Raw genomic sequence first — 12,087 nt, 5'->3', positions numbered from 1 at the left:
CGTACCACTCAAATGCCTTCGCATAATCCTGTACAACACCTTCGCCAAGGTAATACATTGATCCAAGGCTATTTTGTGCGAATGCATTCCCCTGTGCTGCAGACTTACCGTACCACTCAAATGCCTTCGCATAATCCTGTACAACACCTTCGCCAAGGTAATACATTGATCCAAGGCTATTTTGTGCGAATGCATTCCCCTGTGCTGCAGACTTACCGTACCACTCAAATGCCTTCGCATAATCCTGTACAACACCTTCGCCAAGGTAATACATTGATCCAAGGCTATTTTGTGCTTCTGCATTCCCCTGTGCTGCAGACTTATCGTACCACTCAAATGCCTTCACATAATCCTGTGTAACACCTCTCCCCTTGTCATACATCTTTCCAAGGTTAAATTGTGCTTCTGCATTCCCCTGTACTGCAGACTTGCTATACCATTCAAATGCCTTCGCATAATCCTGTACAACACCTTCGCCAAGGTAATACATCCCGGCTAAGTTATTCTGCGCAGTAATCTTCCCTTGGGTTGCATCGTCTAATAAATCATTAAAATTAGAAGGTTGAGCAAAAGAGGTATTGGATACAATACTTAATACAAATGGTAAAAGCAGACTTCTTTTAAAGTTCATAATTTCAGTTTTATTTAAATAAATATCTAATGTTGTTGGTTTTACCGCTTTAATTTTTACAATCCTACTTGGAAAAGTAGTAAATAACTTGACCTTTCGATTGTTTGGGGTGCTCTTTTGATAAATTCTGTACAAAATTATCACTCTATCCTTGAAATCAAGGATTTATACCCTTATTAAATTTTGAACACTTACAAACTATATAGGAAAATAATGAGCCAAATAGACTTTACAAAATTTAAAGATTTCATAGAAGTTGATGATATTAGTACTGTTCAATCTAAGGTTGATAATGGTTGGAAATTATTAAGTATTTCATCTGGAACATATGATATTGATAATGAAAAAAGAGCATATTTCTTGTATTCATTAGGACATATTGAAAAGCAATCCATCCCAGAAATTACCGACTCAAACGAAGATTGGGAATAACCAAGCAAACTTACTTAGAATAGTCTAAGACTTAAGTCCCAAATAGAGTTTTATAGTTTTCCGCTTTTAAGCTATTATTTTTAATTGCTTTTTAGCGGAATGTTATTGTTTATCGGATAAAACTTCATTTTATTTAACATAAAATCTCAACTACGAAATCAATGAAATCTAAATCACCATTTTTAAATATTTCGATGATGCTATCACTCATCACAAATCTCTCTCCAAAATTCCCTCCCCCTAAAAAGACTACTCTCGGCTTTTTGCTAAAGCTTTCTTAATTTCAATTACTGACAATAATTCTCCGTCCTTTTTCCAGGTATGTAATCCTTCTAACACCTGAATAAAAAGTTTATTTGCTTCAAAATATTCTTTTTTATACTCCTTAACATCTTTAAAAATTAGAGATTTACGTACCTCATTATGAAACTTTGCAGTATTCGCAATCCGATTGGTAATCTGTTGAGGAGTATCATTGCTAATATCAATATTGAGTTTTTTAAATGCGGTAAGAACAGCACCACCTAATTCAAATTTACGTTGATTTTCAGCTTTACGTTTTTTACCGTCATCCTTTTTCTGAATCTGACTCAAGTAAAGTTCAAGATCCTTTAACTGTAACTGCTGAGATTTAAAACGGTAATATCGAGTACACATTGTTTTCAGAATATTCAGCTCACTATTACCTAATTCTTGGTTCTGATACGACTGAAATAACTCAATAAATTTGGCTTCATATTCAGTTAGTTTAGGCAGGGTAGAAAGCTCATCAAACAACAATTGTTGTTTTAGATGTTCACGGTAGGGTTTTAATGCCTCTTTGACTAGGATCTGCTGAGCTTCGGACAACATCTCAAAATTAAAGTCTTCATCCTCTAATGCATCAATGACCTGATTCTGTAATTCAGTACGTCGACTTGTCTCTAATAAAAAATCAACGAAAGCATGTAACTCTGCTCTTTGAAGTAACTGAGCCGGTCTGCCTCTTTTCTTTGCTTTTTCCTGGGTCATATCATCTGCCGCTAAATTTTCAGAACTGCTACCTCTTTAAATATGGTTTTACCATATTTAAAGAGGGCAGTCTGAAAATAATTATTTAAAATAAAAATAAAATTTCTTGAAAAGAATTTTTATTTTTATTTTAAATAATTCGCACTTGACAGTTTCTCCTAATCGGAGAAACTAGTACGCAATGGGGCGCTTCCCCCTTGACCCCCTTCAACCGGATTTTTCAGCCATCCAGGCATTCCAAATCCGTGCGGTTTTCATCTCGTTTCACTCCATAAAAACCGGTCTCAAACCATCAGAGGTGAACATGGCAACCTACCATTTCAGCATCAAAAGCAAGAATAAAGGCTACGCCACCCAGCATTACCTCTATATTGCCCGGTTGATGCAGTACGAAGGCATCAGGAAAAAAAGCGAAGAAGTCCTAGAACATGTCGAACCTGGACGCTGCATGCCGTCCTGGGTTAAAGATCCAATAGAGTTTTGGTCCTCAGCCGATGCCCATGAACGCACAAACGCCAAGGCCTACATGGAGTATGAAATTGCCCTGCCCAATGAATTCACGCCAGAACAGCGCAAAACGCTAATAGAAACGTTTTTAGACAAACATATAGCTCCACATCAATATCCGCATTCATACGCCATACACAACGTTAAATCGCGTCTCAGTGGCGAAGAACAGCCCCATTGCCACCTCATGTTTTCTCTCAAAGCCGATGACGGCATTGAACGCACAGCCAAACAGTACTTCAAACGCTACAATCCTCAAGATCCGGCAAAAGGCGGTGCCAAAAAAATCCAACTGCAGGAGGGTCATGCTGACTATTCCTCTTTCCTAATGTATATCCGCAAACAATTGGAAAACCATATCAATGATGCGCTTGCACAGCACTGCCCGACAGTGACCTACCAGATTGACGGCCAAGCTATCACCATAAAGAACCAGGTATCAGCAGACAATTATGAGAAATACAACGAGATCCACGGAACCTTGTATCTCCCGGAACCCAAATTAGGTGCTGGGAAACAGAATGAAACCGTGGAATACCTGGCTGAGATCCAGAAAATCCGGCTGCACAATGCCAAAGAACGAGAAATGGAACAAAAGCAACGGCAACAGACGCAAAAGCATGAACATTTTTATTCATGCCTGAATGAACCGTATACCTCACTCGAAGTCATGCATTACTTCAATTATTTAGCCAAGAAAGCCAAAAACCAAAAAGAACTCAAGCAAGACTTCAACGAAATCATCAAAACACAGAAGCCAATGCTTCAGACTGAGCACTGGAACCTGAACAGGATGGATTACCAGCTGAAAAATTCACTCGAATATCCAGATCCTCAAATCGAGTTCAATCCTGTGATTGCCTTAAAACCACAGGTTGAACAACTTTCGGTTGTTCAACCTAACCAACCTACTGAACCTAAAAATGATAATTACGATTTTGGTAGTCCCTAAGTTTTATGTTTTCTATATACCTAGAAGGTATAAAAAGAGCGAATGTCTATGAGCGAACTGAGATCATTAAAATTTCGCCCGCTTTTTTCCTTGATTACAGTCTCCCCTTTACTTACGTGATTTAGAATCAGAGCGTCACGGAGTGCGCGAACGATAGCGCTTTTGCTTTTAAAAAGGCATGAGCAAAGCGAATGCATTACTGCTTTTGCTTTTTCTTCAATTCACAAGCCAATTAAGCAAAAAATTGCCCCTTAGAATCGAGCGAAAGCGAGATTCAATAGAGTTTGAGCGTAGCGAAAACATAGGGCAATTTTTAAATTTGCTCTTTTTAAATATATTTTAAATCTTTTAAATCTTTTCAGTCCTCTGTATGCCTTATGCAGTAAAGGTTTCAAAGTTTAAATATGACGGATTGACTACTAACTATGACGGATTGACTACTAACTATGACGGATTGACTACTTAACTATGACGGATTGACTACCAACTATGACAAGTATATACTTGTCATATATTAAAAAATCAATGGTTTTGTTTTGAATAAAAATCACGTTGTAAAATCAAATCAAGTAATAGAAGCATCATATCAATTAAGTGCCGTAGAACAACGAATTGTCTTAGCTGCCATTTCACGTATTCCAAAAAATCAGCCTATTACAGATGACGAGCTATATCCTGTTAGTATCAGTGAGTTAAAGCAATTAGGTGTACATGAAAAAACAGCATACAGAGATTTAAAGGAAGGTATTAATAGACTCTATGAAAGATCTATTAACCTCAGTATTGATGACAAATCTATAAAAATGCGATGGGTACAAGAAATCCAATTTCTAGATAGTCAAAGTGTCATTGGTATTCGTTTTTCAAAACCAATTCTGCCTTTCATCTCTAATTTAAGTAGAGAATTCACCAAATATGCCCTATCAGACATCGCTGGGATCAATAGTGGGTACGGTATTCGTATTTATGAGCTACTTGTTCAATATCGACAAATAGGTAAACGTGAAATTTCAGTTGAGAATTTACGGACAATGTTAGAGCTTGGTAAAAAGTACCCTTTATTCGCAGATTTCAAGAAACGAGTAATTGATACTGCTATAGACCAAATAAACGAATACAGTCCTTTAAATGTCACTTATGAACAGAAAAAGACTGGTCGTAAAGTTACTAGTATTATTTTTTCATTTAAAGAAAAGGCTAAGAGTATTAGTCATCAGAATACAGATGTACCTAAAGAATTTTATAAACTAACAGATGCTCAAATTAATATGTTTGGAAATCAACTTTCTCGTTTACATGAACTATCACATCTAGCACTGCAAGGTGAAAGCTATGAGGATTTAGCTGTAACAATTAAAGATATGTTGAGAGATCCAAAACAGCAAAAGCAGTTTTTACCTCATCTAAAAAACTTAGGCTTTAAACCTTGAGTGTATTGGAGAATACACTTATTGTATTCTCCAATACGTATCGTGAATACACAGTAATACACTATGAAAACAAGTACAAAATACAGTGTTAGTGATGCTGCAACACTGTATAAAAAATCTAGAGCTACTCTTTATAAAGATATAAAAAATGGGATATTAAGTCGTGATCATGATGGTTCTATCGACTTTTCAGAACTCCTCCGTGTATATGGAGAGCCTTTCGGTGGAAAACACTCAAAACACATCGAAACGTCTCCAAGACAAACCATTAATACACCTGAATACACAGACGATACAGTTAATCAATTAAAAAATCAGATCGATTTTCTAAAGAAACAGTTGGAAAAAGCAGAAGATAGGGAGGCTAAAGCAAATTCTCGTATTGATACATTATTGACTCTAATTGAAATGAAGCCAACAAAGGTATATCCAACGCAAGATCCTTCAACAACGCAATCTAATCCACCTCAAGTAGAGCATGAATTAACTGTACAAAAGAATAAATATGACGGATTGACTACTACTAGTAATCAAATAGAAAAACGCATTCCAGTTCCAGAGCATGTAGAACCAGAGCCAAAGAAAAGGGGCTTTTGGAGCCGATTCTTTAAGCCGTATGGCTGATCTGATTGTTCATCTGGGCTTATCAAAGCCGTGGAACATTGATCAAATAATAGGCGTGGAACGTGAAAAATCATAAAAAAAGCCCAATCGGTGAGGACTGGGCTTTTACAGATACGATAACACTATGAATTAAAAAGAATAAATTAGAGCATTTCGTATAACGTGTATTATGTTAATTTTAGAAAATCTTAAATTCTGAATTTAAGATAAGTCTTACCAAATTCTAATTAAGCTCGAACTAATCATCTGATTTGTTAAATTTTACTATAAAATTAAAAAAATTTATTTTTAACAAGAGTTTATTTAAATGGATTTGCCCTTAAATCTTACATGTAATATCAATAGCCATAATGGATCTATTCCAAGAAATATCATATTAGAAAATACTTTTACTTGTATTTTAGGTCCTAATGGCTCAGGTAAAACACATCTTTTAAGAAGTTTAAGAGATAGCATACGGCCCCATATTCAGAAAAAAACTCGTTTTATCTCTGCTGGACGTATTGGTTTATTAGAGCAGTTCAGATCAAACTATGATGGTCATCGAATAAGCTATAATGGTCACACTACACACTACAGCTTTGAATATGACTATGCTCAATTTGGCGGTAAAGACTTTGCTAAGCGTAGACACGATATTGAAACTTTACAAGGCGACTATCAGACTTTAGCTCAACGTCCAGATATCTTGATAAAAATCCAAGAAAGATTAAGTAAGTTATTTCGAAGACACTTGATTGTTAGTTGGGATGATGGTCATCTAAAAATATTTTTTTCTCGTTTAGATGGATCAGAACCATATTCATCCGCACGTGAAGCATCAGGACTAATGCATTTAGTTGGAATATTGTGTGCCCTTTACGATGATGAAGTAGGAGCTCTATTTATCGATGAACCAGAAGTATCACTGCATCCACAACTTCAATCCTTTTTATTAAATGAAATTTTGGATATTGTTGGAATTCCAGATGAATATACAAATAAAAAAATTATAGTGATCGCAACACATTCTACAGAGATGCTTTGTATCAACAAGCCAGAAGATTTATCTTCTTTAATATTTTGCTATGACCTAAATTCAGAACCTAAGCAAGTTTCTAAGGACGATGGAACTCTAAAAAATGAGAAAATTAAAAATCTGATTTCTAAGTTAGGACAAGAACATAAGTTAACTCTTTTTTCTCACAGGCCACTTCTAGTGGAAGGTCCTTCTGATGTTGTAATGTGTAACACATTGGCCAAAAAACTAGATATATATTTAGAAGCATCCGGTTCTCAGATTCTTCCTGTAATTGGTAAAGATCAAATTCCTATAGTAGCTAAACTACTTAAACTATTTGGTAAAGAACCTGTAATTTTAGCTGATGCTGATGCTATTGCAGATGGAGTTGATGTAATTTCTCCATTCTTAACAAGAAATGAATCAGCTAACTTTAAAGCATCAACAAAAGGAGCAAAAGATGCTCTTAGTTTGGCTCGAGACATTAATAGTACATTCGCTACTTTAGTGAATAGCAAATGGGATCAAATAGAAGCTTTAGCTACACAACATCCATATTGGACTAATGGTCAATCTGATATAGCTAAAGCCAAAAAAAGAGCAGCATTCTCAACACTATTTTCTAATGATAACAGTGTATTAATAGATTTTTTAAAAGAAAATCATACAGACTGGATAATTATTAAAAACAGATATGAGGCATTGTTAGAAATTGTTGAATCTTGTGGTGTATTTTTCTTAAAAAAAGGAGCTATTGAATCTTATTATAATTTGTCGGATCAAAATACTTCTGAGAAAAAGGTTGATGCAGCAATAGAAGAAATCTCTCATATTGATACTCTGACGAACGAGCAAATCCATCATGCATATGAAGATATTGTAAAATGTCTAATCTTTGCGGCATCTACAACTCAAATCAATGAAGCTCTTGCACTACAGGATATATTATTAGCAATCGTAGCTCCTTGTTTACCTAAAATCCAAGATGCTACTAATCAAGAAGATCTCAACATTTTTGCTTCATCTTTATTTCCTGATAAAGCCAAGATCTTTAACTTAACTAGAAATGGAGATAATTTAATAGTTGAATTAAAAAGCAAAATTATTAAATGTGATAAATTCCCATTAACTATTCATAAAGATGAAAATATTATTACTTCCATACGTAGCAAATTATTATAAAAATCTAGCCACTTAATTCTTAAGTGGCTTTTTATAGTTTTATAAGCCTCAATCAGTGGGCCAAAACTCATGTTTTTTATCTAAAAAAACGACTCTAAATACATAATTTTTATCATAAAAACCAGCAATACGTGTTTTCCCACCATTCCCCATCTGTCTAATAGTACCCCAAGAGTCGATGCTCTTTAGATTTTGAGGGCATTTAAATTTAGAATTAGGAGGAAAATCCCCATATATTTTTAAAGACCCTTCACTTTTAGCTTCACCTGGTGTCAGAGTACAAAGATGTTTTAGCTTATGTAACATAGATACGATCAGCCCATTTTGATGCCAATCCTCCCATGTTTGTCCTATTCCTTTAGTATCTTGCCCAAGAAAAAAGTCAAAACCTAAAGTGATTTTTGTTTTTAAGTTACTGTCATCTTTTTCTCTTTGTTCATAACGGTCTGTATCGTTATTTGCTTTGCTATTATTACGTGATTTAGCCATTTAAATTATCTTCCATTAAAATATCTACATCACTTTCAGTAAATAGTGGTATAGCATGGAAAAAACCTGTCAAATATTCTGTTGAATAATTTTTATTTGTAATATTTGATGCTAGCTCTTTAAATTCTATCAATGAGTAAAGCTCACTCTCACCTTTCATTGTCTTATTTATAAGCCAAATTTGGTCTCTTCTAAAATAATTAGTATCCATTAAATTAGTATCATGTACGGTTACAATTAATTGCCCTTTTTTATTAATTTCATGATATTTTTTAAATATATATTTAGATAAAAGTGTATGAAATTTAACATCAAACTCATCAATTAATAATATTTCTCCATTTTTAGATGACTTATATAATGCACTTAATAAATGTATTAATTTAATAGTACCACTAGATTCTAAATAAAGAGGAATAGGGTAATCATCATCATCTACATTTTTAATAACTTTAACAGTCTTAAAATCAATATCTTCAGTTTGCTCAATCGATGAAGATGTTACAAAATCTAGGAGATTATCAAAAATATTAATAGCTTTATCTTTAAGTTGCTTATTGTCCTCATTACTATTTTTAATTTTTTCTTGATCTTTTTTAATTTGCTTTACTATATCTTCTACTGATTCAACTTTATGATCAAATTTCAAGTCACATATGCCTAAAGAATTTAGGATAGGTGTTGCCCAAGATTTAAACTCAGTATCATCTTTCCAATAATATAGAGTGTCTTTAAGGTTAGATTTCTTGTCATCTATATCTAATGTAACTATATTAGAAAACCAATCTGAAATAACATTAGAATGCTCACCGTTAAATGTCGATAATAAAAATATAAAAGCAGTATCAATTTTTAATTTTTCACTGATTTTTTTGTTTTCATCAATAAAATCTTTTGCCTCAGTAAAGCCAGCACTATTATATTCAATAATTAAATTTTTCTCTCGATGAAATAATATCGTTTCTCTTGTCAATGGAGTGTAATAAAGCCACTCTTCTAAAATTTCGCCTTTAAATATAGAAATACCATAACGATATTTAATATTATTTTTAGCATAAAATTCAACTTCAAGCTCAGAAGGGTTATTTTTACTATCATTATCTAACCGAAATGGAGCCATAAACTTATTTTCAGGATTTTGATTAAGAACAATCCTTTTTAAATAGGCCAATGCCGCAATAAAATTTGTCTTTCCACTTCCATTTGCTCCGAAAACGAGAGATGTTTCTAGAATGGCTTCTTGTTGTTCTTTTCCAGCCATAAAAAAATTATTAGTTAGAATATTGTCTTTCTTTTTTTGAGAGGCCATCATTGAAAATGATACTACACCTTTAAAAGAAAGAATATTTTCACAAGAAAAGTTTACTAACATATTTTTTATCAATTAAGATCATAGAAAATCAAATCTTAAATCATTTTTTTTCAAAAAAAACCTATTTTTTAAAAATAAGACTAAAAAAATGAAAAGATTTCTTTAATTTATCTAAAATTAAAATAATACGAGTTATACGAACTAAATTTTAGATAATAAAAAAGCCCAACATCCTGTTGGGCTTTTTTACATATTTGATGCGTTGGTATAACTCCTGTCGTACCTCACATTCCCTGTATCTGATCTTATTATTCTTATCTGGAGCATCCTGCTCTCTATGTCCCCATGATAGGAAATAAGCGTGAGGTCGTATAGCCGCAAAGGGCTTGAATCCATGTGCGCCTAAGCGTACAAAACTGTTTAAATTTTACCCCAAGGGTTATCCGCAGAAATTGGGGATAATTTGAGCAGTGGATGAGTTGATAATGCACACTAAAGTTTCATTTAGATTAAATAATGATCTATTTTGCTGGCGGAATATATCAAAACTGTTCATAAAAGAGCCGACTTGTTTCTAAGTCGGCTTTTTACTGTTTTTTAGGTCGGTTAAAAATTTTTAACTATATGAAAAACAAGGTATTTTTATAATGCTGTTATTCACCAATTAAAATGTCTATGCGATAAACCATTTAAAATGTCGTGTTTTTAACCACAAGAGTCAAGCACAGGATTGGGTTCTAACAATTAAGGATTCGCATAACGTGCATTATGTTAATTTTAGAAATTCTTTAAAAACTAAATAAATTAGGAGATTACGTACAATGAACGAAAGCTATACCACTCAAACTTTACCTTCAAGAAAATATAGAGAGCTTATAGGAACTGCTATTTGTGTATTTAATTCGAATAATAGCTTTGTTATCGAAAATATTTTGAGAATGGATAAAACAAAAGAAGATTCATGGCATAGTCTTCTAGACAAAGTATCAGGGAAATTAATTGCTGACATTCAAAAAACTATTACAGCTCATTCAAATGATACTATTGCTAATCTTTTCAGTGAGATTGTGGAGATAAGAAATAGAATAGTGCATAGCTTTCAAATTACAGAATCTTCTGTAGCTATTGATGATCCAGATCATCAGATGTTAGCTACTAAACATCTAAAGAGTGGAAAACAAGAATTAATTACTGAAGAATACTTGATGAGTTTCATAAAAAAAAATGAGGAACTTTCAACAAAACTGCATCAGTTTAGAGGGCACTAAACTCCATATTGATGTAGGTATTTCTAGATAAATATATATAATTCAATATATAAAAGAAAAAAGGCAGCTTTAGGCTGCCTTTCTTACTCTAATCCTGCAAGCACTAATTTTGCTTGTGCATTACCATTATTAGCTGCTTTTCTAATCCAATTTAAAGCTTGTGTACGATTTTTTGGTAAACCATTTTGACCATATAAATAATTATAACCAATATTAAGTTGAGCCAGATTATTTCCGTTATTAGCTGCTTTTAAATACCACTCATTTGCCAAGGCTGTATTTTTCATTGTGCCTAAACCAGTGTCATACAGCACTCCAAGATCATTTTGCGCTGATGCATTCCCTTGAATTGCAGACTTGCTATACCATTCAAATGCCTTCACATAATTCTGTGTGACACCTACTCCATTCTTATACATAACTGCTAGATTATATTGTGCTGATGCATTCCCCTGTAGTGCAGATTTGCTATACCATTCAAATGCATTCGCATAATTCTGTGTGACACCTTGGCCAGCGTAATACATCGCTGCTAAGTTATTCTGTGCTTCCACTACTCCCTGTGCTGCAGACTTGCTATACCACTCAAATGCCTTCGCATCACTTTGCACTACACCTCGGCCAGTGTAATACATCCCTGCTAGGCTATGTTGCGCTTCCACATTTCCCTGTGCTGCAGACTTACCGTACCACTCAAATGCCTTCGCATCACTCTGTGTTACATTTTCTCCATTCTGATACATCACTGCTAAATTATATTGTGCGAATGCATTCCCCTGTGCTGCAGACTTATCGTACCACTCAAATGCCTTCGCATAATCCTGTACAACACCTTCGCCAAGGTAATACATTGATCCAAGGCTATTTTGTGCGAATGCATTCCCCTGTGCTGCAGACTTACCGTACCACTCAAATGCCTTCGCATCACTCTGTGTTACATTTTCTCCATTCTGATACATCACTGCTAAATTATATTGTGCGAATGCATTCCCCTGTGCTGCAGACTTATCGTACCACTCAAATGCCTTCGCATAATCCTGTACAACACCTTCGCCAAGGTAATACATTGATCCAAGGCTATTTTGTGCGAATGCATTCCCCTGTGCTGCAGACTTACCGTACCACTCAAATGCCTTCGCATAATCCTGTACAACACCTTCGCCAAGGTAATACATTGATCCAAGGCTATTTTGTGCGAATGCATTCCCCTGTGCTGCAGACTTACCGTACCACTCAAATGCCTTCGCAT

11 protein-coding genes are annotated in these 12,087 nt (G+C 34.3%); 6 read left to right on the top strand and 5 right to left on the bottom strand.

Annotation, left to right across the window (positions count from 1 at the left end):
- A partial coding sequence (locus BLV99_RS17205) for a tetratricopeptide repeat protein (protein WP_092692906.1) occupies nt 1–631 on the bottom strand: 631 nt, incomplete at its 3' end.
- Nucleotides 632–844: 213 nt separating this feature from the next.
- Between BLV99_RS17205 and BLV99_RS17200 the strand changes: the two genes are divergently transcribed.
- The gene (locus BLV99_RS17200; protein ID WP_092692903.1) at nt 845–1,063 is read left to right on the top strand and encodes a hypothetical protein; all 219 of its coding nucleotides are present in this window, start codon (nt 845–847) and stop codon (nt 1,061–1,063) included.
- Between the two features lie 249 nt (nt 1,064–1,312).
- Here the strand turns inward: BLV99_RS17200 and BLV99_RS17195 are convergent, their stop codons facing one another.
- Nucleotides 1,313–2,074 (bottom strand): hypothetical protein, encoded by a 762-nt coding sequence (locus BLV99_RS17195; protein ID WP_092692901.1) that lies wholly within the window; start codon nt 2,072–2,074, stop codon nt 1,313–1,315.
- Between the two features lie 304 nt (nt 2,075–2,378).
- Here BLV99_RS17195 and BLV99_RS17190 point away from each other — a divergent pair, with 304 nt between their 5' ends.
- The 4 genes from BLV99_RS17190 (at nt 2,379) to BLV99_RS17175 (ending at nt 7,769) form a co-directional block, all read left to right on the top strand.
- Complete coding sequence (locus tag BLV99_RS17190) at nt 2,379–3,533, top strand: MobA/MobL family protein (RefSeq protein WP_092692904.1); 1,155 nt, start codon at nt 2,379–2,381, stop codon at nt 3,531–3,533.
- A 536-nt stretch (nt 3,534–4,069) separates the two neighbouring features.
- Entirely contained in the window at nt 4,070–4,963 is an 894-nt protein-coding gene (gene repM, locus BLV99_RS17185; protein ID WP_092692898.1) for a replication initiation protein RepM, read from the top strand.
- A gap of 63 nt (nt 4,964–5,026) precedes the next feature.
- On the top strand, nt 5,027–5,587 hold the full coding sequence (locus tag BLV99_RS17180) for a plasmid replication DNA-binding protein (protein WP_092692895.1): 561 nt from the start codon (nt 5,027–5,029) through the stop codon (nt 5,585–5,587).
- Between the two features lie 307 nt (nt 5,588–5,894).
- Nucleotides 5,895–7,769: an ATP-dependent nuclease gene (locus BLV99_RS17175; protein WP_092692892.1), complete on the top strand. Its 1,875-nt coding sequence runs from the start codon at nt 5,895–5,897 to the stop codon at nt 7,767–7,769.
- 48 nt (nt 7,770–7,817) lie between these two features.
- Here BLV99_RS17175 and BLV99_RS17170 read toward each other — a convergent pair whose 3' ends face one another.
- Nucleotides 7,818–8,258, bottom strand: coding sequence for a hypothetical protein (locus tag BLV99_RS17170; protein WP_092692889.1), 441 nt, complete (start codon nt 8,256–8,258; stop codon nt 7,818–7,820).
- Nucleotides 8,251–9,630, bottom strand: coding sequence for an AAA family ATPase (locus BLV99_RS17165; protein WP_092692887.1), 1,380 nt, complete (start codon nt 9,628–9,630; stop codon nt 8,251–8,253). The genes BLV99_RS17170 and BLV99_RS17165 overlap by 8 nt, the downstream gene beginning before the upstream one ends.
- A gap of 761 nt (nt 9,631–10,391) precedes the next feature.
- On the opposite strand from BLV99_RS17165, the gene BLV99_RS17160 reads away from it, so the two are divergent.
- Complete coding sequence (locus BLV99_RS17160; protein ID WP_092692884.1) at nt 10,392–10,838, top strand: selenium binding protein; 447 nt, start codon at nt 10,392–10,394, stop codon at nt 10,836–10,838.
- Between the two features lie 83 nt (nt 10,839–10,921).
- Here the strand turns inward: BLV99_RS17160 and BLV99_RS17155 are convergent.
- A partial coding sequence (locus tag BLV99_RS17155) for a tetratricopeptide repeat protein (protein ID WP_171259199.1) occupies nt 10,922–12,087 on the bottom strand: 1,166 nt, incomplete at its 5' end.

This window comes from Acinetobacter kyonggiensis, assembly GCF_900107285.1.
GTDB classification, from domain to species: Bacteria; Pseudomonadota; Gammaproteobacteria; order Pseudomonadales; family Moraxellaceae; genus Acinetobacter; species Acinetobacter kyonggiensis.
Note: the sequence above shows the minus strand (reverse complement) of the source record. Positions and strands in the feature narration are given on the sequence as shown.